Source organism: Psychromonas sp. CNPT3 (genome assembly GCF_000153405.2).
Taxonomy (GTDB): domain Bacteria; phylum Pseudomonadota; class Gammaproteobacteria; order Enterobacterales; family Psychromonadaceae; genus Psychromonas.
In genome coordinates, this window is sequence record NC_020802.1 from 2,953,902 (window position 1) to 2,977,808 (window position 23,907).

Annotated in this window: 18 protein-coding genes; 9 read left to right on the forward strand and 9 right to left on the reverse strand. The window is 39.7% G+C overall.

The window, feature by feature from the left end; genetic code table 11:
* Nucleotide 1: 1 nt before the first annotated feature.
* Nucleotides 2-1,099, forward strand: coding sequence for an anhydro-N-acetylmuramic acid kinase (locus PCNPT3_RS12995; protein ID WP_015466308.1), 1,098 nt, complete (start codon nt 2-4; stop codon nt 1,097-1,099).
* Here the strand turns inward: PCNPT3_RS12995 and PCNPT3_RS13000 are convergent.
* Nucleotides 1,071-1,322 carry a DUF3624 domain-containing protein gene (locus PCNPT3_RS13000; RefSeq protein ID WP_015466309.1) on the reverse strand — a complete coding sequence of 84 codons (252 nt, stop codon included), beginning with the start codon at nt 1,320-1,322 and terminating at the stop codon, nt 1,071-1,073. The genes PCNPT3_RS12995 and PCNPT3_RS13000 overlap by 29 nt on opposite strands.
* A 790-nt stretch (nt 1,323-2,112) precedes the next feature.
* Between PCNPT3_RS13000 and nfo the strand changes: the two genes are divergently transcribed.
* Genes nfo through PCNPT3_RS13625 form a run of 3 tightly spaced genes read left to right on the forward strand, consistent with a single transcriptional unit; the run spans nt 2,113 to nt 5,560 of the window.
* Entirely contained in the window at nt 2,113-2,955 is an 843-nt protein-coding gene (gene nfo, locus PCNPT3_RS13005; RefSeq protein ID WP_015466310.1) for a deoxyribonuclease IV, read from the forward strand.
* A 47-nt stretch (nt 2,956-3,002) separates the two neighbouring features.
* Nucleotides 3,003-5,147, forward strand: coding sequence for a RelA/SpoT family protein (locus PCNPT3_RS13010; RefSeq protein WP_015466311.1), 2,145 nt, complete (start codon nt 3,003-3,005; stop codon nt 5,145-5,147).
* Nucleotides 5,147-5,560: an META domain-containing protein gene (locus PCNPT3_RS13625; protein ID WP_015466312.1), complete on the forward strand. Its 414-nt coding sequence runs from the start codon at nt 5,147-5,149 to the stop codon at nt 5,558-5,560. The genes PCNPT3_RS13010 and PCNPT3_RS13625 overlap by 1 nt, the downstream gene beginning before the upstream one ends.
* An 8-nt stretch (nt 5,561-5,568) precedes the next feature.
* Here PCNPT3_RS13625 and PCNPT3_RS13020 read toward each other — a convergent pair whose 3' ends face one another.
* The 7 genes from PCNPT3_RS13020 to PCNPT3_RS13050 all read right to left on the reverse strand — a co-directional run bounded on the left by PCNPT3_RS13020 (nt 5,569) and on the right by PCNPT3_RS13050 (nt 14,281).
* Complete coding sequence (locus PCNPT3_RS13020) at nt 5,569-7,239, reverse strand: DUF2813 domain-containing protein (protein ID WP_015466313.1); 1,671 nt, start codon at nt 7,237-7,239, stop codon at nt 5,569-5,571.
* A gap of 166 nt (nt 7,240-7,405) precedes the next feature.
* A complete protein-coding gene (gene recQ, locus PCNPT3_RS13025; protein ID WP_015466314.1) occupies nt 7,406-9,214 on the reverse strand; it encodes a DNA helicase RecQ in 1,809 nt (602 codons plus the stop codon).
* A gap of 158 nt (nt 9,215-9,372) precedes the next feature.
* The gene (locus PCNPT3_RS13030) at nt 9,373-10,821 is read right to left on the reverse strand and encodes a sensor domain-containing diguanylate cyclase (protein WP_015466315.1); all 1,449 of its coding nucleotides are present in this window, start codon (nt 10,819-10,821) and stop codon (nt 9,373-9,375) included.
* A 16-nt stretch (nt 10,822-10,837) separates the two neighbouring features.
* Nucleotides 10,838-11,371, reverse strand: coding sequence for a menaquinone-dependent protoporphyrinogen IX dehydrogenase (gene hemG, locus PCNPT3_RS13035; protein ID WP_015466316.1), 534 nt, complete (start codon nt 11,369-11,371; stop codon nt 10,838-10,840).
* A complete protein-coding gene (locus PCNPT3_RS13040; RefSeq protein ID WP_015466317.1) occupies nt 11,372-12,829 on the reverse strand; it encodes a TrkH family potassium uptake protein in 1,458 nt (485 codons plus the stop codon).
* 4 nt (nt 12,830-12,833) lie between these two features.
* On the reverse strand, nt 12,834-13,460 hold the full coding sequence (locus PCNPT3_RS13045) for a YigZ family protein (protein WP_015466318.1): 627 nt from the start codon (nt 13,458-13,460) through the stop codon (nt 12,834-12,836).
* 59 nt (nt 13,461-13,519) lie between these two features.
* Nucleotides 13,520-14,281: a substrate-binding periplasmic protein gene (locus PCNPT3_RS13050; RefSeq protein WP_041771314.1), complete on the reverse strand. Its 762-nt coding sequence runs from the start codon at nt 14,279-14,281 to the stop codon at nt 13,520-13,522.
* Nucleotides 14,282-14,922: 641 nt separating this feature from the next.
* Between PCNPT3_RS13050 and dnaB the strand changes: the two genes are divergently transcribed.
* From dnaB to lpxL, 5 genes are all read left to right on the forward strand, one after another.
* Entirely contained in the window at nt 14,923-16,323 is a 1,401-nt protein-coding gene (gene dnaB, locus PCNPT3_RS13055) for a replicative DNA helicase (protein WP_015466320.1), read from the forward strand.
* A complete protein-coding gene (gene alr, locus PCNPT3_RS13060; protein ID WP_015466321.1) occupies nt 16,324-17,397 on the forward strand; it encodes an alanine racemase in 1,074 nt (357 codons plus the stop codon).
* Entirely contained in the window at nt 17,394-18,350 is a 957-nt protein-coding gene (menC, locus tag PCNPT3_RS13065) for an o-succinylbenzoate synthase (RefSeq protein ID WP_015466322.1), read from the forward strand. Before alr ends, menC begins: the two co-directional genes overlap by 4 nt.
* A complete protein-coding gene (locus tag PCNPT3_RS13070) occupies nt 18,335-19,738 on the forward strand; it encodes an AMP-binding protein (protein ID WP_015466323.1) in 1,404 nt (467 codons plus the stop codon). The genes menC and PCNPT3_RS13070 overlap by 16 nt, the downstream gene beginning before the upstream one ends.
* Nucleotides 19,739-19,920: 182 nt before the next feature.
* Nucleotides 19,921-20,844: an LpxL/LpxP family Kdo(2)-lipid IV(A) lauroyl/palmitoleoyl acyltransferase gene (lpxL, locus tag PCNPT3_RS13075; RefSeq protein WP_015466324.1), complete on the forward strand. Its 924-nt coding sequence runs from the start codon at nt 19,921-19,923 to the stop codon at nt 20,842-20,844.
* 144 nt (nt 20,845-20,988) lie between these two features.
* On the opposite strand, the gene glnE is transcribed toward lpxL, so the two are convergent.
* Entirely contained in the window at nt 20,989-23,853 is a 2,865-nt protein-coding gene (glnE, locus tag PCNPT3_RS13080; protein WP_015466325.1) for a bifunctional [glutamate--ammonia ligase]-adenylyl-L-tyrosine phosphorylase/[glutamate--ammonia-ligase] adenylyltransferase, read from the reverse strand.
* Between the last annotated feature and the right edge of the window lie 54 nt (nt 23,854-23,907).

The following is a 23,907-nucleotide window of genomic DNA, read 5'->3' on the forward strand; positions in this document are numbered from 1 at the left end:
TATGAATAAGTATTATATTGGTTTAATGTCCGGCACCAGTTTAGATGCCTTAGATATTGTGATCGCAGAGCGTAGCCCGGCAGGCTTTAAACAAGTCGCCCAAGATGCGGTGCCTTTACCCGCCTCAATGCGCCAAAATATATTACGTATTTGTGAAGACAAAACAGTCGATTTGCAAACGCTCGGTGAAGTAGATCATCAATTTGCACTGCTTTGTGCTGACGCTATCAATAGCTTATTAGCAACAAGTAAACTACTCGCAACACAAATCTGCGCCATCGGTAGCCATGGACAAACCGTGTTTCATAGCCCTTTAGGTGCCTACCCTTTTACCCAACAAATTGGTGATGCAAACCTTATTGCAGCCAAAACAGGGATCCCTTGTGTTAGTGACTTTAGGCGCATGGATATGGCGTATGGTGGACAAGGTGCCCCCCTTGTTCCCGCTTTTCATCAAGCCTTATTTGCAGACTCACAAGCGCCTCGCATTATCTTAAATATTGGCGGCATTGCTAATATTAGTATTTTGGATGCTCAGAAAAGTAGCTTAGGTTACGATACCGGCCCGGGTAATATCCTGATGGATGCTTGGATAAACCGATGTAAGAATAAAACCTTTGATAAAGATGCACTTTTCGCCTTACAGGGCCATGTTTTACCTGATTTACTCGCAAAGCTCTCTGCCGATCCCTACTTCACACTGGCGGCGCCTAAAAGCACCGGCCGTGAAAAATTTAATGTGGCTTGGCTTATCGATATCATAGCAAAAAATATTTATCGCGACGAAGATGTGCAGCGCACTTTATGTGAATTAACGGTGCTAAGTATTAGTGAAGAGATACTAAAGGAAGGTGCTCACGCCGATATTTTTGTCTGTGGAGGAGGCGCATTAAACCCTTTATTAATGCAACGCTTAAGCGAAATATTAAACACTCAGAAAATACAAACAACACACGCTTTGGGTGTTGATCCTATGTATGTTGAAGGCATGGCTTTTGCTTGGCTTGCAGAGCAGCGCATGTTAGAAAAACACATTGAATTACATTGCGTCACCGGTGCACGTCAAGATGCTATTTTGGGTTGTGTTTATCTTGCGTAACTTGATAATAAATAAATGCGGCCACATGGGCGAGCATCAATAAAGCACTCGCAAAGACAGTAAATAACAACGCAATACTCGCCACTTGAGTTACATCATCTAAAAAAAATACGTACCACAATAATGCACTGCCCAATAATAAAACAACATTTAAGGTAATACAGGATCGGCATCGTCCCAGCTTCTCTTTAAATTTATCTTCCAGACATACCTTACAGCCCATCAAGGTTCACCTTATTTGTCTACGTTACAAAAAAAATATATCTGCACTCTTTTCTTCTCTCTCCCCATGATACTTCAAGATGCAAAATCAGCAAGCCAAAGAGGGCCTGCTTTAATAACATAGTCTCATTGCAACGCATATATACCCATGATATTTCAAGGTGCAAAGTCAGCAAGGAAAATCGTGCCAAGATGCTAGGCATAAAATTGAAGCCTAGTCGTTCTAAGTCGAGATTTTATAACAACGCAGATGGGTGCGAGTTACCTTGCCCTTCGGGGCGCAAGCTCGACACCCCCCCCTGCGTTGCAACAATCACAAAGGGAATAACCATTCGTTCATGTTACGCCTTGCTCTGGTTACCAGCTTGTGCCTGACAAAGCACCTTGAAATAACATGGGTATAAAGGCCAATAAATATTAACTAATGCTTTAAGTATGTGCCCATTATTATTGAAGATAAAAATTCAATAAGGGCAACGCCTTATTATCCTATTTGCATGCTTCTCGGATCAAGTTTACAACACGGTAAAGTATCTTGATTGATAATGGTTATATATACTGGCTCCCTGTCATAAGCGAGACTTAATAAAACATTTATATACCCAGCTTACAGTGCATAAAAGGTGCAACGATCACAAAAAAAGGTATAAAATAGACACATACCTATACGCTTTTTTACGTTCCTACCTATAAAGAGGCGGTTGACTTTATCTGTTGCTGTAATATAAATAGGTATGATCGTTATCCAAAATTAAGATCAGTAAATGCATTAACGTTAGTAAGGATGTTCAATGAAATATATCGGTGCACATGTCAGTGCTTCAGGGGGGGTCTTTAATGCCCCAAAAAATGCTCATGATCTTGGCGCGACTGCATTTGCGTTATTTACTAAAAATCAACGTCGCTGGGAAGCCAAGCCACTTGATGAAGACAGCATTAAAAAATTTAAAGCTGCCTGTAAACTCTATGGCTATTCTGCCGAGCAAATTTTGCCACACGATTCCTATTTAATAAACTTAGGGCATCCCGAAGTTGAGCCCTTAGAAAAATCACGTCTTGCTTTTGTCGATGAAATGCAACGTTGTCAACAACTCGGACTCACACTGCTTAATTTCCACCCCGGTAGCCACCTTAAAAAAATACCTGTCAATGATTGTTTACTACGTATAAGTGAAAGCATCAACTGGGCATTAGAGCGAACCGAAAATGTCAAAGCTGTCATAGAAAACACAGCAGGCCAAGGTACCAACTTAGGCTATAAATTTGAACAATTAGCCACCATTATTGAACATGTAGAAGATAAAAGTCGTGTCGGCATATGTTTAGACACTTGCCATACTTTTGTATCCGGTTATGATTTAAGAACGACACAAACCTGTGAAGATACGTTCCAAGCCTTTTCTGATATTGTTGGCTTTGAGTATTTAAGTGCGATGCACATCAATGATAGTAAAGTGCCTTTAGGTAGTCGCGTAGATAGACATGCCTCTCTCGGCGTAGGCGAAATTGGTTGGCCTTGTTTTGAGTATATTATGAAAGATAGTCGTTTTGACGCTATACCAATGGTTTTAGAGACATCAAACCCCGACATTTGGGCTGATGAAATACGACAATTACAACAATGGGCGAAATAACATAATGTTTACTTCGCCACGCTCATTCCTTTAACTTAGAGTCAATAATGCTGATTTTTAATGCCTTGCATGATGTGATACAAACCTACTTAACGCCTGATGAATGTGATTTCATTGAGCGCGCTTATCATTTCGCAGCAAAAGCACATCAAGGCGTGACTCGCGCAAGCGGTGAGCCTTATATTACTCATCCGGTTGCTGTCGCCAGTATATTAGCCTCCATGAAGCTAGATCCGGATGCGCTGGCAGCTGCATTATTACATGATGTCCTAGAAGATACAGACGCTACCTATCAACAATTAAGCGATAACTTTAACCCTGTTGTCGCCGAATTAGTTGAAGGCGTCACCAAACTCGATAAAATTAACTTTAAAAATCGCGAACAAGCACAAGCCTCGAATATTTGTAAAATGTTGATCGCGATGTCGAAAGATTTTCGGGTGATGTTAATAAAACTTGCCGATCGGGTGCACAACATGCGCACCTTAGACTCTTTACGTCCCGATAAACGTAAACGCATTGCGCGTGAAACATTTGAAATATTTACCCCGATAGCGGACCGACTCGGACTACACTTCTTAAAAAATGAACTCGAGGAATTGGCTTTTAAAGCCTCTAATTCCAGTCGCTATTACGTATTAAAAGCGGCCATTAGCAAAGCACGTGGTAACCGCAAAGATTTTATTCAACGTATTTGTGATGAAATATCACTCAAACTCGATAATATAAGTATTGAAGCCAAAGTCGTTGGCCGGGAAAAGCATTTATATAGTCTTTATCGAAAAATGCGTAAAAAAGGTTGCCAGTTCCACGATGTGATGGATGTTTATGCTTTTCGTATTATCGTTAAAGATCTCGATACCTGTTATCGCGTTTTAGGGCAAATGCACCATTTATATCAGCCTAAATTAGAATTTTTTGAAGATTATATTGCCATACCAAAAGCCAATAGCTATCAATCGCTACATACCACATTGATAACCCATCATGGCGTTAATATTGAGATCCAAATTAGAACACACGATATGGATATGGTCGCTAAACAAGGGATCGCTGCCCATTGGAGTTATAAAAATGGTGGAGGTGATTCAAATATCATCGCCCAATTACAAACTAGAAATTGGTTTCAAGGACTCAGTGAACCTGATGAGAACTCAACGAACTCACTCATTTTACTTGAAAATATTAAAGCTGAACTGGGTAACAATGAGATCCATGTATTAACGCCACAAGGCAAGATACTGGTACTGCCGGCCCATGCCACTGCCGTTGATTTTGCTTATGCCTTGCATACTAAGGTTGGGCATCGCTGCATTGGTGCAAAAGTCGATAATGAATATTCCTTATTGAGTAATAAGCTCGAAAGTGGGCAAACAATAGAAATCATTCTGCGTGAAAACTTACAGCCCAATGCCACGTGGTTGAATTTTGTTGCCACACATAAAGCGCGTAGCAGTATTCGCCAGTTTCTAAAGCAACAAGAAGATGATGTCAGTATTCCCAATGGCAGACGCTTACTTAAACAAGCATTAAATCAAACGAATTTAGCAGATATTCCACAAGAAAATATAGACAGCGTGATCAAAGATCATCGCCTTGCAGATTTTAATAGTCTCTTAAATGCCATTGGTAAAGGGCAGTTATTAAGCATGATCATTGCGCGTCGTTTACGAGGGAATTCTGACCAACTAACTGAATCTGTACATAAACAACCGTATCGACAAAGCGCTATTAAAGGTGCTGAAGATATGATGATAACCTATGCAAACTGTTGTAAACCTTTGCCGGGGGATCCGATTGTTGCCCATGCCAGCTCAGGAAAAGGCCTTGTCGTACATTTGAAGAATTGTCACAATGTGGCAGGATTTGAAAATGAACGCGATAAATATATCCCTATCGAATGGGATATGAACTTTATGAATCAATACGAATATGCCAGCGATCTTAAAATCTTGATGGTTAACCATAAAGCAGGCCTTGCCAAACTATTTACCATTATTGCAAAAAGTAATGCGAATGTGGGAGGCTTACAAACAACTGAGCTTTCTAATGAACTGTACGCGATTAATATTACGATCACTGTCATTAATCGCATCCATTTATCACGTATAATGCGCCAGATAAAAAAATTATCGAGCGTAAAAAGTGTCAAACGTAGTAATCAAAAAAAACAAACTAAAGGAGAGATATAATGAAGAAACGTCATGTAGTCGCTTTACTTGCAAGCACGTTATTATTTGCCTGCCAAGATAAGGCTACTCAATTACAACCAAGTAACTGGACACTCAGCAGCATTGATGGTCAAAGTATTAATAGTAAGATCCACAGTAATTTATCAATTGATACAGACGGTCGTGCGCACGGCGTACTGGCGTGTAATAATTTCTTTGGTGAAGTCGTTACCCAAGATAAAAACATCCGTATCGAAAAAATGGGTAGTACACGTAAAATGTGTGTGCCTCCTGTGAATAAAGTTGAAATGCAAGTTTCTCAAACCTTAAGCAATTGGTCAGAGATACAAGTAAGTGGCACACAACTAACGCTTAGTGGTGAAAAATACACTTTAATTTATCAATTAAGTAGCCCTGAAAGCGAGTCTAAATAAGCATTAGCTTAACCTGACTGCGTTCTTGCTAATCCAATCAATCGCGCAAATAAACGCTTTAATAATGGCGGAATGGAATCTGCTCCTCGCTCAGAAGCCGCACTCGTAATCGCTAAAGCCAACTCTGGTTTTGAGTGTTTATGTACTGCTTTATAAATCACTTTTTGTCGACTTAAACTCCCCAATTCCCTATTGTTTAAACCCGCCGCCTGGTAATAAACATCTGCAAAACCATTTTCAAATAAAAAATGTTCAATATCGAAAGCTGGCAACAAGGTCAGTCTATTGGTTAACGGATCCCCCGAATGTAGCATTTCAACGACACGTGAAGCATACTTTTGCCCCGCCATGTCACCATCGGTTAAAACATGCCATTCTATGTTTAAATCTTGCGCCAATTTAATTAATGGCGACAGTCCACATTGCGCAAACTCTATAATTTGCACACCTTCTACAATAAAATGCTGATCGCAAAGGCGAGCAAGCTCTGTTAATAACCACGTTTCTGTTTCACCCTCTACCAATAACCAAGCACGCGCAAATAAGCTTTGTGGGCGATTCATTCGCACATGAAATGTTATTTTACGGAGATCTGAGTCCGAAAAGTTCTCGACATTCAAAGCATAGCTTTTAATTACCTCGGGGTAACGGACTAAGCGCTGGATACGACTTAGTGGAAAAAAGGAGAGTAATTGACTCGAGTTGGTAAACACTAATTTTTGCATCGGTAACAAGGAGAAAAAACGCCAAGTGATAGCTAAATTTACTGGGTGTAAATCATTTTCAGGATCTTCTAATAATAAGATAGGGGTTGCCCCACGGCGTAACAACTGATTTCCCCGCGCTTGTAAAAATTCACCTAAAATAAGTAGCAGCATCGCACGATCTTTTTTATTGCCCGATTTTAGCAACGCATTAAAGTCCGTTAAAACGGAAAATGAAAAACCATGTGGCGTCTGAATGTCATGTTTAAAATCGATGCCATGCTGATCAATACCGGCATAACGTTTAAAGAGATAGTGATCAAATAAATAAGCGAGCGCCTCGTAGCCCTGCCCTCGCTGATTATCAGATAATTGCTGAGAAGAGTGTGTTAGGTTGGTAAAGATATGCCTTATGCGCGCTTCACTGCGCTCTCGTTGACTACACCTTGTAGCTTCACAATCATCTTGTTGCACCCTTTGAGGCTCTCCGCCCATGCGCAGCACCGGCACAAAAGATAAGAATTCATTTACTAATGAAGCGAGGTCGGTTACACCGCTAAATTTCTCTTCTCCCTTATTATTTAAAAAATAACGGCGCGTAATAAGGTTAGAAGACGCATTATATTCAGCATCTACTTGGTAATAAATGTAACGTAGACCCTTTTTTTCTTGATTCCATATTGGATAAATACTTTTATAACGATTTTCTAACGACTCGCCTTGATGTTGCTCTTTGAAAGTAAAAACTAAATGGATGGATTTAGCTGGCGCGAGTGTCTCATTAGGGGGCTGATGAAAATCTTCCGCTGTAAATTTATAACTTTTATTGCTGCCCGATAAGAATAATGAAAGCGCATCAAAGAGACTCGATTTCCCCCAACTATTCTCACCTAAAAAAGCATTAAGCTCCTTAATCTGTAAAGATAAACGATTGATCCCTCTAAAGCCGACGATTTCTATTTTATCAAGTAGCATTGATGCTCCTTTTTATCTCAATCGAGACTAAAAGAAAATAAACGTTAATGAATTTGTGAAAAAATGACAATAAGGTTAACTATATGATGAGACTAGCTTAATAATATGTTTTTCGCGCTAAATAGCACATGTTATCTGTTTAAAATATAACATGTGCGTAAAACCTTTATGACGATGCCTCATATTCTTTAATTATCTGTAAAAACTCTACACCATATTTTTCTAATTTTATCTGACCAACCCCCGTAATATTTAAAAATTCACTTTGATTGGTCGGCATTATTTCACTCATTTCAGACAGTGAAACATCACTAAAGATCATATATGGCGCCCGATCTTCTCTGTCTGCTATCTGTTTGCGTAATTGGCGTAAACGTGCAAATAATTTATTATCCGAAGCCAAACTTAAACGTTTTTTATTTTTACTGCTTTTAACCATTTGTAAACGTGGCACCGCAAGCTGTAAAGGTAACTCGGCACGTAATATCGGGCGCGCTGCTGGCGTTAATTGCAATGCAGAGCCCCTCGTTAAATTTTGCATCAATAAGCCACAATGGATCAATTGTCTTAATAAACTTAACCAATACTCCGTACTTTGCTCTGCCCCCAGCGCATAAACGCTTAACTTATCATGGCCTAAACTTTTGATGCGGGCGGTTTTTGCCCCTCTTAAAACTTCGACAATATGGTGCATGCCAAAATTTTGCCCGCTACGGTACACACAAGATAAAACCTTACGCGCATCTTCTAGCGCATCATAACGCTTAGGAGGATCCAGACAAATATCACAGTTACCACACGCATTACGGCTATATTCGCCAAAATAATTCAGTAAAACTTGGCGCCGACACGTTTGCGCTTCAGCAAAAGCGACCATTGTATTTAATTTATGTAATTCAATACGCCGTTGCTCTTCATTCTCATTTTTTTCAAGCATCGCACGTACACGTGCAGGATCGGCTGGATCATAAAAAAGCATCGCCTGAGCGGGCAGTCCATCACGTCCCGCACGGCCCGTTTCTTGATAATATGATTCTATATTTTTAGGGATCTCATAATGCACCACAAAACGCACATTAGGCTTATCAATACCCATTCCAAAAGCGACCGTTGCCACCACAATATCAACTTCATCTTTAATAAATTTATCTTGCACTAACTGTCGTTCACTAAGCTCAAGCCCAGCGTGGTAGCAACGTGCATTCAAACCTTTTCCCTGTAATTTTTGCGCGATCTCTTCAGTGCGCCGGCGACTCGTACAATAAATAATGCCACTTTCGTGTTGATGCTCCGCTAAATAATTAAACAGCTGGATCAAGGGTCGATACTTTTCTATTAAGAGATATTCAATATTGGGTCTATCAAAACTGTGAATAGATAAAAGGGGATCGTTAAATTGTAACCGTGCAAGGATATCTTTTTGTGTGGCGTGATCTGCCGTTGCTGTCAGCGCTACTAATGGCACCTGTGGAAAATGTATTTTTAATTGTCCGAGTAATGCATATTCAGGGCGAAAGTCATGCCCCCATTGTGAAATACAATGCGCCTCATCTATCGCGAAAAGGTTAATGGTTAATGTTTTTAAGCGTTGCATGAAATCATGACGTAACAAGCGCTCTGGTGCTATATACAAGAGCTTAAGCTTACCTTGGTGCATATCATTGAGGATTTGATTTTGCTGAGGGTAAGAAAGACTCGAATTCAAATAAGCGGCCGCAACACCACATGTTTGTAAGGTATCAACTTGATCTTTCATCAGTGAAATTAAAGGTGAAATCACAATACAAATCCCAGGCTGAATTAAAGCAGGTATTTGAAAGCATAAACTTTTACCGCCACCCGTTGGCATCACCACTAACGCATCTTTACCCGCACATAGTTGCTCTATGACTTCTTTTTGCCCAGCTCGAAAACTCTTATAGCCAAAACAATCAAATAATATTTGCTCAGCGCTTGCTAATGAAGGTACGTTCACACACGACTCATTTAACGATAAAAAATATATTGTATACAATATTGAGAGACAATTCGATTTCTTAACAAGGTTAACGTTTTTATTTATTAAAATAATATTCTTTTATGCTCATATTCCACCTTTTTTAAGGTGCACTGAGGAGATACTTTACTCTCAAATTAATAAGCAATACGGTTTCTTCCTAGTTGCTTGGCCAGATACAATTGCTGATCCGCCATTTTTATATGTCCATCCATGCTTTTATCTTGATCATACAACGCCAGACCAATACTCACCGTAAGTACACTTTTACTCAGCGAGATCAAAAGTGCATCGTTTTCAACTAAAAAGCGTAGTCTTTCAGCTACTTTAACGCCTTCATCGAGTGAACTATCAGGTAATAAGCCAATAAACTCTTCGCCTCCCCAGCGCACTAATATATCCGTAGGCCGTAAGCCATCTTTTAGTACTTTCGCACATTGCTTTAAGACTTTATCGCCCTGCAAATGTCCTTGCGTATCGTTTATTTGCTTGAAAAAATCAATATCAATCATCAGTAGCACCATGCTCTGAGAGGTGCGCTGTAAACGACTCACTTCGATAGGATACTGCAGGGTGAAAAAATAACGATTTGATAATCCCGTGAGCACATCACGATAAGCGACGTTTTCTAAGTTAGATTGATAACGATTTATACGTATTATCACAATAAAAACAATTAACAATAATAGTAATGAGCTACTTATTAGGTTAAAGGTAAACGTATTGATAAAGGTAGGGTAAATATTATAAGTAGGGATTTCGACGCAAATAAGAATATTCAATTTTTTTATATAACGTAAACTAAATAAACGTTTTTTGCTTTTATCTTCAAAGAAAAAGGGGCTATTAGGGTCTTTTTTTATTTGTTGATAAAATTTCTTTAATTGCGCAGCTGGAAAAACAAAATTATTACGCTCAGATTTCGGATTAGAAATAAGCGCTTTACCTTCATGGTTAAGCAAATATATATGATACCCATATTTCGTATTGTAATGATCAAAACGCGTTAATATTTCATCAACATTGGCGCCAACACCGATAATTCCCAGTAGATTTTTAAATTTATCTTGTACTTTAAAATTGACATAAATATATAACCCATCGTTTCCATCAATCGGTTTATCGATATTAATAGATTTATCGATATTAATATTCGATGGGAAAGGACTATTTTTCAATCGGTAATACCATTTATCCCGATCCGACTTTTCAGATATTTTCTTATGTATGCCCTCAGAATAAAAATAATCAGCACTTTTTTCAGAGACAAAAAAAACATTAGTAAATGCATAACGTTTTTTCATCCGCGCAAGATAGGCCACCATTTTATTTTTATTCTCTGGTAGATTCGTTGCCCATTGTCGCACAAAAGGATCCTCAGACATTAAGGAGGAAATGATAATAGGGGTTAATAACTCAACACGGATCCCTGCATCAATGTAATTTAGCGTAAAAGCGAGGATTGTATCTTTAAAAGCATGCAAAGCACGCTCTTGATGAAATTTATAACTTGAAAAAGCACTGATGGCAAAACCAAAAGCAATGAGAGCTACCACCCCAAAAAACATTTTCTGTTTAATGTTCATCCGCCCTCCTTAGCCATTATTTATGCATAGGCAGCCTAGAAAATTGCTGACTGAAGACTTTAACTGTAGACCAATTTGTTAATTCTATATCTTGACTACTGTCGGTACTGCCCCCGGTAATTTTCATGATCAACTGGATGATCAGGGTCTGCCACCAGTTATACTTAGAATAAAGAAGCGCGCCTGCAAAAACAGCACTAAGCTTAGGTTGCCATTGTGAGTTTTTGATAAATTTTTGCATATACGTATTATTTTCAACTTTCGCTTTTTCTGGGTTTCTTGCCGTTAAGCAAACCAGAAAAAAAGCATGCGGTAGCTTATCTAATGCTAAGTGATGTTTATTCACAAACGTTAAAACGTTTTTACGCACATCGCCATAACGCACCGACGCGCCGATCAAAACCTTGTCATACTGCTCAAAATTAATGTCTGGATCCTGATCAATATCCAATAAATCCTTTTCTCCCTCAATAAATTCATTGATATAATTAATTATTTTCAAAGTTTGTCCATCAACAGATGAATATAAAACTAAGGTTTTCATTGTCATTTAATTCTTCCAAAAAACAGGTGTAAATAACACCAATAATGTAAATATTTCTAATCGACCGAATAACATTGCTATGATCATTATCCATTTTGAACTCTCATTCACTTCATTAAAATGCACGGCGACTTGCCCGAGTCCGGGTCCTAAATTATTTAACATAGCAACCGTAGCAGAAAAAGAACTCAGCTCATCCATACCCGTCATCGCCAGCGCCAACATGCACACAATAAAGACTAATGCATACGTTGAGAAGAATCCCCACACCGCTTCAATGACGCGATCTGGCACCGCTTTATTCGCCAGTTTAATTTTATACACGGCCTTAGGGTGAACAAGGCGTTTTAGCTCACGCAGTCCTTGTAAATTAAGCAATAGAATGCGAATAACCTTTAAACCGCCTCCCGTTGAGCCTGCACAGCCACCGATAAAACTCGATAAAACCAGTAACACCGGCAAAAACAAGGGCCAATTAGAAAAGGACGTAGTGCTAAATCCTGCGGTAGTCGAAATTGAAACAGCCTGAAATAATGCTTGTGAAAAAGTGCGCTCTATCGAGGTATACACTTGATGATTCATCAGGGTGATAAAGCAAATCGACGTTAATATGATTTGTATATACAAAAACATACGCACTTCAGGATCTCTTTTGTATATATTTAACGAAAATTTTGGTGCGGAGAACGCGCTAAAATGTAGCGCGTAATTAACCCCAGATATCAGTAAAAAGACAACCGTAATAGTATTAATAATATCACTGTTAAAATAACCAATACTGGCATCATGAGTAGAAAATCCACCGATAGACACAGTCGAAAAGCTATGCCCAAGCGCATCAAAAAGGCTCATGCCCGCCAGCCAAAATGCCAACATACAAGCCACCGTTAAACACAGATAAATATACCAAAGTGCTTTCGCCGTTTCAGCGATACGTGGCGTCATTTTAGTATCTTTGATTGGCCCCGGCGTCTCTGCACGATATAACTGCATCCCCCCCACACCCAGCATAGGTAAAATGGCCACTGCCAATACAATGATCCCCATGCCACCGAACCACTGCAACATTTGCCGATAAAAAAGGATGGATTTAGGTAAGCTATCTAAATACTCAATCACCGTCGCACCGGTCGTTGTTAACCCCGAGAAAGACTCGAAAAAAGCACTGGCAACACTCATTTCAATACGCGAACTCATTAAAAAAGGGATGGCACCAACACTGCCTAAGGTTATCCAAAAAATCACCACGATCAAAAATCCATCGCGCACTCTTAATTCTGTTTTTTTATGCCGATTAGGCGCCCAAAGTAAAAAACTAATAAACAGCGTCACCGCAAAGGCGGCTAAAAAATCATCCCCACCACCGTCTTGATAAATAGACGCGACGAAGACGGGTGGCAACATTGTTAAACTAAATAAACCAATGAGTAAACCTACGATACGTATTATCGAACGAAATGCCATCTAGCTATTCCACTGTGTCTGTAATTTTTGTAACATACACTTTCCCTTGTGTTAATGATGCGATTTTAAGTAAAAAAGAGGCACATTGGCGTACATCAATCGCCAAAATAACATCCACTTGATACGTATATTCAATGTCTACAATATGTGCAGAATAATCCTTTAAAACATTTTCGATAAGCGCCATTTGACCATGATCACACTGCAGTTTATATTGCGCATAAAAGCACTTTTCTTGCACCTGCATTGTTTTTATTAATTGGCGTATCCCGTTTGAATAGGCATGTACTAAACCGCCCGTCCCTAATTTTATTCCTCCCGAATAACGAACAACGACCGCAAGGACTTCACCTATTTTAGCCCCTTGTATCAGACTTAACATCGGTTTTCCTGCGGTGCCTTTAGGCTCGCCATCATCATTGCACCCCATTTGTACACTGTCATTCGGGCTCCCTGCAATATAAGCCCAGCAATAATGACGCGCATCCGGATGCAAACGCTTAATTTTCTGTAGCGCGAGCATCGCCTGCTCTTTACCTAGTGCATGCATTAAATAGGTAATAAAACGGCTTTTTTTGATCTCTTCTTTATAACTAAGATCTTGCGTTAATATCGGGTAAGCATCAAGCACGCTTATACGCTCCAAGTAGATAAGGAGGGCGCTTAGCCAACATTATAAATACTTGCACATTATTTGTGCGCTTTAGTATGCTTTCTAATATGCTTTTTTGCATAACTTTCTATTAAACCTTCTTCAAGAATGGCACGTGTGTATTGATTTATTCTCGGTAACTCTTTTATAAATGCTGATTTTTTTGATAACGCAATGTGCACTGCCGATGTTTGAGACGGCGCATAATCCAGCTTTTCGATTTGCTCGCTATTATCACTATTATCAAGCATATGATCCATCTGAATTTCTGCTGCGATGATCAATTTAAAACGATGGTGTAATAACATTTTTAAAGCATGCTCATCGGAGGCTGTCGCATGCGTTTTTATTTTTGCATCTAAATCAAAGTTTGGATAGTTAGCTGCATACTCTACCGCACCTATTTCATACTGATAAAGATCTGCGTGTTGCTTAATGCGCACACCACTCTTTTTATACGTATAAAAACGCATATTCATATTTTCATAATAAGGTATTGCGAAAGTCATCGTTGAGGTGCGCGCTTGCGTAAAATATAAGTTAACCATCGCATCAACCTCACCCCTTTCAAACATCCTAATCGCCCTTAACCATGGTAGTTCATGCAACACCAAATTAACGCCTAAACGCCGACAGAGCTCACGTACATAATCGATGCTAATTCCTGTGGCTTTACCCTTTGTTATCATAATAAAAGGGTCCCAACGTGCAATGGCAACATGGAAATCTTGAGCACAAGTCAGTCCGGAAAAAACAAATAGAATAAGAAAAAGCATACTCTTTTTTAAATTAGCTAACATTTTCACTGCATGTCTCCCGTTGATCCTATTTAACGTACTAATCATGACGTTAAACCCTAAAAAAAGACAGGGGAATCTAAATATTCTGTCAACATGATTGGGTTTTTTTAATACATTAATGGCGCCTAAAATTTCTTAAAATATTAACGTCACAAAAAATGATTATAGAATTAGCTCAAACGCCTTTCAAAATTAAAAAGTGGTGCTGAAAAAAATCATTATATAATGCAAAATAACACCTAAAAAAAGAACATAAAGAGCCGTGATCTTAAGCCGTGATTTTGTTAGAGTATAGCGAATCATTCTGCCTTTGCAGAGCACACTGCCGGTGTATACCCGTGTTATCTTAAGATGCGTTATTAGACACTCGCTTGATAGCAGTTCAAGGTACCCCCCTTGTTAATGGTTATTCCATTTTCATTAGTTACAACGCAGATAAGGGTATTTGAGCTAGCGCCTCAAAGGGCAGTTGTAAGGTATATATTAAGATAATAAACACCTTGCAAGTTACTTTCACCAGCATAATATTTATAATTTAAGTACTTAACATCAAGCTTAAGCATCTCATGTATTTAAGAAACAGATAAATAATAGTAATACACTCGCATTCACATCATTAAAATATTAGATCAGGATAAGACATGGCAGATAAAGCCCTTTATAAAACATCAAAGAAGCAACCCTTATCAAGCACTAAAACGGTGCCTCATTCTTTTGAAGCAGAGCAAGCGATCATTGGTGGCTTATTGCTCAAAAATGATGCCTGGAATGATGTTGCGGAGCGTGTTGTTGAACGTGATTTTTATCATCGCGCGCATCGCACTATATTTGCAACGATTGAGAAACTAAGCAGTGAAGATGTACCCGTTGATCTGGTGACCCTCTCTGAATCACTCGAAAATAACCAAGTATTAGAAACAGTAGGTGGTATTGCCTATCTTGCCGAGTTATTACAAAATACGCCAAGTGCCGCTAACATTAACAATTATGCGGATATTGTTCGTGAGCGCGCTATTGTCCGAGAATTAATTGGAGTCGCCAATGAAATCGCAGAAGCCGGTTATGAAACAGAAGGCCGTAATAGTGCTGATTTACTCGACTTTGCAGAGACAAAAGTTTTCCAAATTGCAGAAGCAAGACAAAATAAAAGTGAGGGCCCACTGCCCATTAAAGATATCTTAAAAGCCACCGTGGCTAAAATTGATGATCTTTGCAAAAACCCTCGTGATGGCATTACCGGCCTCTCTTCTGGATACAATGATTTAGACCAAATGACCACAGGATTTCAGCCTGGCGATTTAATTATTGTGGCGGCGCGTCCTTCTATGGGCAAAACAACGTTTGCCATGAATATGGCAGAATACGCAGCCCTCAACTCTGACAAGCCCACACTCATATTCTCGCTCGAAATGCCAGCTGAGCAAATCATGAATCGTATGCTTGCCTCTTTGGGACGTATTGATCAAGGTAAAATCAGGACTGGTCAACTTGACGAAAATGACTGGGCTTCATTATCTTCAACCATGTCTATTTTACTCAACAAAAGTAAAATGTTTATTGATGACAGTTCAGGCCTCACCCCTACAGAGTTACGTGCGCGAGCGCGCAGAATTGCACGCGATCATAATGGTATCGGCTTAATTGTTATCGATTACCTACAACTCATGCGCGTCCCATCTTTAAGTGAAAACCGAACATTAGAAATCTCAGAAATATCTCGCTCCTTAAAAGCACTGGCGAAAGAACTACGATGCCCAGTGATAGCACTGTCACAACTTAACCGTGGTCTAGAGCAACGTGCCGATAAACGCCCTATTAACTCAGATTTACGTGAATCCGGAGCGATTGAGCAAGATGCTGATTTAATTATGTTTATTTACCGTGATGAAGTCTATAACGATGACAGTAACGATAAAGGTATCGCGGAGATTATTATCGGTAAGCAACGTAATGGACCGATTGGTAAAATTCGCTTAACCTTCCAGGGGCGCTATTCACGTTTTGATGATTATACGGGTACGGCTTACCACGGAGAAGATTAGATGAATATTACACGTGCAATCATTAATCTTAAGGCCTTACAACACAATTTAAAGGTACTTAAAAAACAAGCGCCAAACAGTAAGATATTGGCCATTATTAAGGCCAATGCTTATGGTCATGGGATGATCGAAATTGCAAAAAACTTAACAGACATTCATGGCTTAGGCGTCGCACGCTTTAATGAGGCATTAGTGTTACGCCATGCGCACATTAAAACGCCCATTGTGTTGTTAGAAGGTTTTTTTGCAAAAGAGAACTTACCCTTGTTAGTACAACATGATCTACAAACGGTGATCCACAGTGAAGAGCAAGTACAAGACTTGATCAGTGCAACGCTCGATAAGCCCTTAACCATTTGGTTAAAACTCGATGTTGGAATGCATCGCTTAGGCTTTCATGCACATCAATTCAAAAAGATGTATCAACTATTAAAGCACTCTAAAAATGTCAAACTACCTATTAATTTGATTTGCCATTTTAACTGTGCAGATGAACTCGATAACCCCATCACTGAAAAACAAATTCAATTATTTAAAGTGCAAATACAAGAAGATAGTGGTTTAAATTCACTTGCAAGCTCGGCTGCCACACTTGCTTGGCCAACATCACATGCCGATATGATCCGCCCTGGTATTGCTTTATACGGTATCTCTCCTTTTGCAGATAAAGAGGCCGAAGAGTTTTCATTACAACCGGTAATGACGCTTAAATCACGTTTAATTGCAGTACGTGAACATAAGAAAGGCGAAGCCGTTGGCTATGGTGCAAACTGGGTAGCCCCTCAAGACACTAAACTCGGTGTTGTCGCTGTCGGTTATGGAGATGGTTACCCGCGCATGGCACCTGAAGGCACGCCTATTCTGGTTAATGGCCGTATAGTGCCTCTCGTTGGACGCGTCTCGATGGATATGCTGACCGTCGACTTAGGCCTTGATTGCACTGATAAAGTTGGTGATGATGTGACGTTATGGGGTGAGGGTCTGTCGGCGACACGGGTCTCTAAACACATGGGCACCGTTGCCTATGAGCTGATCACAAAATTAACAGCGCGCGTTGAATTACAATATTTATGATGCAATGGAAATTATTCCACTATCAAATTCCCTTTGTTTCGAGCCTCGACTTTAAAGGCCATTTATTAACCCAGCGCAGTGGCTGTATACTGCAACTTAGCGACGAAAATGGACGGCTAAGCTGGGGCGATATCTGCCCTTTACCCGGTTTTAGCCAAGAAAGCTTACTACAAGCAAAAACACAAATAATAAACCTACTAGAGCAGAATATCCCGCCTTTAGTCAATCAAGCACGCCTTTATCCAAGTGTTAAATTTGCATTAAATTGCGCTTTACAAAAAATCCCACTCGGTTATCAATCTAATAATGAAATAATCTCAACGCCCTTGTTACAAGGTGATATTTACTCACAACTAGCACAATATAAAGCCCTTGGTTGCCCTCGATTAGTCAAAATAAAAGTCGCAAGGGCCTCGCTTACAGAGGATATTGCGTTATTTCATGCGCTTATTAACTTAAATAACAACATCCAGATCCGTTGTGATGCAAATCAAGCGTGGAGTTATGCTCAAGCAGCCCAGTTTTTCACTCAGATCCCACTTATACACTTAGATTATATTGAAGAGCCCACACTAATTCATCAGCAAAATATAGCACTCGCACAGTCCTATCATATTTCCTTAGCCCTTGATGAAACGTTACAAGATCCTTGTTTTACTTATCAACCCCACCCCTACATTAAAGCGTTAATATTAAAACCTTCATTACTCGGCTGTATTTTAAAATGGGTAAAAATTGCGCAAACTGATAACTTGCATATTAACCTTAGCGCGAGCTTCGAATCGAGCGTGGCACTACAACAAATTCGTTATTTAGCTGAAAATACCTCTTGCGTAGCAGGCGTTTCTCTCGGTATCGACACCTTAAAATATTTTCAAGCGGCTCCCCTAGCAAAAAATAGAGATCTTGAAAATAAAATACAACATTTAGAGTGTATATGGCACAAAAACTAAATCTCTGCCCGGTACGCTATTGGGCGAAACGAACCCCTAATGCCATTGCATTTATTGAGGATAAAGAGTCAACGACCTTCTTACAACTAGATGCTTACATCGAAAGTGTGCAGTTACAATTAACAGCGCAAAATGTAAGGGCGGGAGACCGATTGGTGGCGATACAAAAGAACGCCTTATCCTTAGTCATACTGCAACTATGTTGCCTGCGTTATGCCATTATATTTTGTCCGCTTAATGCACGCTTTAGCCCTCTTGAAATCAAGCAACGTGTCGATATCTTAGCCAATCCTAAAATATGGGATCCCAGTGCTAACGATCAACAATCAACCTTGCTATTAGACTTCACGATCTCAAAGGAACTCGCTAATGCTACCGCCCTTGATGATATACACATCAACAGTGAAGATATTTGTAATATTATTTTTACCTCTGGCAGTAGTGGCCAAGCAAAAGCGGTCATGCACAATTTCAGAAACCATTATTACAGCGCACTTGGCTCATTAAGCATTATTGCACTGCGCGCGCCCAATATAAATTATCTTTCTTTACCACAATTTCATATTAGTGGTTATGCCACCGTGATGCGCACTATATTAGCCGGTGCCACCCTATTTTTAAGCCCTAATTGTTTATCAGTATCCCTGCTGAAACAACAAAAAATAACCCATTTATCTTTAGTAAGCACCCAATTATATCGCTTACTAAAAGATCCCGAATTTCAAGAAAAGGGATTATCTATCAAGCATATTTTATTAGGGGGAAGTGCTTTTTCTGACGCTTTGCTAGTTGAAACTAAAAAACGCGGTTTTGTGTTCCATTTAAGTTATGGCAGCACAGAAATGAGCTCACAAATAGCCACATCCACGAATGACACCAATCTGTCTGTTTTAATGTATCGACAATTGAAAATAGACAATAATGAAATATTATTACGTGGTAAAACACGTTTTATGGGGTATTTTAAAAATCAGGTCGCAAGCAGCCTCATTAACGATAACGTCTGGTTTAAAAGCAAAGATGCAGGGAGCCTTAACAATCATCACGTCACCGTGCTAGGACGTAAAGATAGGCAATTTATCAGTGGCGGTGAAAATATACAGCCTGAAAAAATCGAAGCCTTGTTGTTAAATCTCACCTATATCGAACAAGCCTATGTTGTCCCTATTACAGACCTGCAGTTTGGGCAACGCCCTGTCGCTTTTATAACCTGGCGAGCAGAAGAGCCGACAACAAAAACAATCAAACGAGACTTAAAAAACAAACTAGCCTCTTTTTTACATCCTATACATTACTTTGCACTACCTCCTCAAATTGGATTTAAAATTTCATTAAAAGAACTCCGTGTCTACGCAGAGCAGCATAAAAATGAAATAGGAGCAGAGTAACAATAACGTAAAAAAAAACCAAAAAACTGCAATCTTAAGAAAATATTAAAACAGCCGTTTCTCCCGTATATTGAGCTAACATGGATATATAATATAAAATATAAAAGAATAATGCAGACAACACAGGTTTTTCCCGCATAATTCGGTAGAATATTTATATCCCATAAAACAAGTTGGATCCTATGCGCGAATACAAATTAAAACTCAGCTTCTGTCATCCTAAATTCTGGCTAGCCTGGATCTCTATTTTACTGCTCTTTTTATCTTCATTATTACCTTACTCATGCCTCTTGTTTTTAGGGAAATGGCTGGGTAGAGGCGCTTATTTTATCGTGAAAAAAAGGGCTCAAATAGCAAGGCGTAATCTGGCGCTGTGTTTTCCAAGCCTCAGTACTCTCGAAATAGAAGAAAAAGTAAAACGTAACTTTGAAAACAGTGGGATTGCACTCTTTGAAATGGGCATGGCGTGGTTTTGGCCATCGTGGCGCGTACATAAACGCTTAAAGATAACGGGTATTGAGCATCTACAACAAGCCAATGCACAAGATAAAGGCATCCTTTTTATGGGGGCACATTTTTTAACGATCGAAATGGGCGCGCGCGCTTTAGGTCTATTACACCCAAGTTACGCCGTGTATCGCCCGCATAGTAATGCGGTATTAGATTATTGGTTTTATAAAGGTCGGATGCGTGAACATAAAGCCATGTTAGATCGCACTGATTTTAAATCCATGCTCCGCGTACTAAAAAAAGGTAACGCCCTATGGTACGCTCCCGATCATGATTATGGCCCGCATCGTAGTAACGTTTTTGCACCTTTTTTTGCTGTTGAAAATGCCAATACAGTTTCTGGCACCAGCACTTTAGCGCGTATTAAAAATACCTGTGTGATCCCTGTATTTTTAAAACGCTTACCGGCATCTCAAGGCTATGAACTGATCTTTTATAAGGCGCTAGAAAATTTTCCAAGCAAAGATACACAAGCAGACGCAGCACAAACGAACCAACAGATTGAAAATATGGTTTTAGAATGTGATGAACAATATATGTGGATGCACAGACGCTTCAAAACGCGTCCTGATGGTGAAGCGTCTTTATACCTATGAGACTTCAAAAGGCAACACAAGTGATGCTCAATTGAGCATCACTCCTCGGTATCAATAAGGCTTTATAACAACAAATCACAACAAAGAGCAGCTCAAATAGCGTTACTATTGAACGCCTCTTAGCGATGATCTGTTTGGTTTTACTTAAACAGATCCTTCCATACCTTCACGCTTAAAAAACTGATCCCATATTTTTAGCACGCCATGCGCTTCATTTTCAAATAAAGATGCCTCTACGATACGAGTCTGCTTATATAAGGTTAAACGGTGTGCGCTGTCTCGAAATTGACAATATGCATCCGTTAACAGTTTTGCTTGCTCCGCACTCAATATGTCAAGCTTCTGACAGGCTTCAAAAATACGTAAATTATCAGAATAGCGTAACAAAACATCCCCTGCCTGATGTGCATTAGCAAGTACCAAATATTGCGCAATAAACTCAATATCAACCATTGCGCCTGCTGACTGCTTAAGATCAAATTCACCCTGCTTCGCCCGATCAAGGTGACTGCGCATTTTTTGGCGCATTTTTTGGACTTCATGAGCAAGTTTATCAACATCTCTTCGCTGTGCTAATACTTCACCTCTCACATTGTTAAACGCATTCATAATTTGCGTATCTCCAAAAACGGCGCGCGAGCGCACTAAGGCCTGATGCTCCCATGTCCATGCACTACTGCGCAAATACTGCTGATAGCCTTGCATACTGCAAACCAGTAATCCCGCATCGCCTGATGGGCGCAAGCGAATATCAATTTCATATAATATCCCTGCATTGGTGCGCGTACTAAATAGGTGGATAATACGCTGCGCTAGGCGTACGTAAAAAAGTTGATCGCTAATGATGCGTTGCCCATCCGTTTCACCCTTAGTTTCGCTATCGTGTAAAAAAACAATATCTAAATCAGAGCTATAACCTAATTCAAAGCCCCCCATTTTTCCATAACCTATCACCGCAAAGCCTTGTCTATCAGTGCCTGAAACGTTACTCGGCAGACCATATTTTTCAGACATATGCGCCCAAGCAAGATGCACCACATACTCCATTAAAGCTTCACTTAAATAAGTAAGATGGTCGCTGACCTTAGGAAGTTCAAGTGCACCGACTATATCGGCAGCTGCTATATATAAAAATTGCATCTGCTTAAATTGGCGTAAGCCTTCCATTTGTTGCTCCATATCCTCACTCGGGATACGAAGCATAAATTGGCGAAGATCTTGTTTATAATTGCTCAGTGCTGTGGGGTTATAGAGGTGCTGAGGATCTAATAATTCATCGAGTAAAATGGGATAATAGGCTAATTGCTCACTCACTCGAGGGCTAGCATGGCATAATCTCAGTAATTGATTTAATGCGCCCTCATTTTCATTGAGTAGTTCTAAATAAGCAGTGCGGCACATTATTTTTAATAATAAGTGCCTAATACGTTGCATCAATTCTATCGCATGCTTATAAGTACACACTTTAGTCACTATTTTAGGCAATAGCTTTTCGATCGTCTCTTGCCCTCGAGGACCAATAGGGCGCTTATCCATCTCTTTTTTAAATGTTAATAATTGCTCTGCCATTGGCTCAACTAAGCTATTATCAATACCTTTTTCAACTAAAATCGCACACATTTCAGATAACTCAAGAGGGTGCGCCCAAAGCTCTAAAAGTTCTTCTGCCTGAGTTTTTTGATCTTCTTCGCTTTCACCAACCACCCAATTGAATTCTTCATGCACAGAGCGCATTAATGCTTGTAAGTGATCAGCAAAATCATCCCACTGCGTAAATCCTAAGACGTCAAGCAAACGACCTCTATCGAGTTCATTCTCCGGCAATGTTTGTGTCTGCTGGTCGCCTATTTCCTGTAATATATTTTCAACACGTCGTAAAAAATGATAAGCATCCAGTAAGTGTTGTGCTCGTAGCGCCGGTAACTCGCCAATTTCTACCAGTACCGCTAATGTTTCTTGTAAGCCATGACATTGTAATTCCTTAATTCTGCCACCCCGAATAAGCTGAAAAGATTGGGCGACAAATTCAATCTCACGGATCCCGCCCATGCCCAGTTTTATATTATCTTTTAGCCCCTTACGGCGCACTTCAGCCATTATCATTGCTTTCATTTTACGTAACGATTCAATCGCACTAAAATCAATGTAGCGCCGATAAACAAAGGGCTTTAACATCCGCTCTAGCTCATCTTTATAATGTCCAGACTCGCCGATCACGCGCGCCTTAACCATCGCATAACGCTCCCATTCACGCCCATGGCTTTGATAATAATCTTCAATCGATAAAAAATTAGTGACCAGAGGCCCGGAATCTCCAAAAGGACGTAGGCGCATATCCACGCGATAAACAAAGCCATCGACCGTTACTTGATGTAACGCGGCAATTAAACGCTGCCCTAGTTTAATAAAAAAAGGTTGGTTATCTATGCTTCTACGCGCACCGACTGTTTGCCCGCGCTCGGGATAGCAAAAGATCAAATCGATATCAGACGAAAAATTCAATTCTCTGCCACCGAGTTTCCCCATCACAAAAATGTACAAATATTGGCGTTCGCCCTCTTCACTCATCGGTACGCCGAAATCTGTGCACATTTTTAAATACAGCCAGTTCAGGCTTTGCTCCAAGAGTTGCTCGGCTAAATAAGACAAATGCATAAAGCTTTCTGTTAATGTCGACTTTTGTAATAGTTCTCGCCATGCAATAACCAACATATGCCGACGTCGAAATTTCCGTAAAACGCGGTGCAACTGCACCTCATCTTTTACCGTCGCCAATAGATGTGTTAGCTCCGCCTTGATTTGATCAAGGCGATGCACATTGTCTAAAAATCCACTGTCAATAATTGAGCTTAATAAGCCCTCTTCTTTTAATAAAGCATCCGCAATAAAATCACTAAGGCCTAATACCTTTTTTAGCTCAAGTTGTTGATTATGATTTAAAAAAGAAAGATCTGTTGTTTGCAGCAAGTTTTTATAATGCTTTATTGAGCAAGCTTGTAATAGAGGCATCGACAATTATCCAATCAGAAAACAATAAAACCTAATTTAACAGTTGCACTAAAA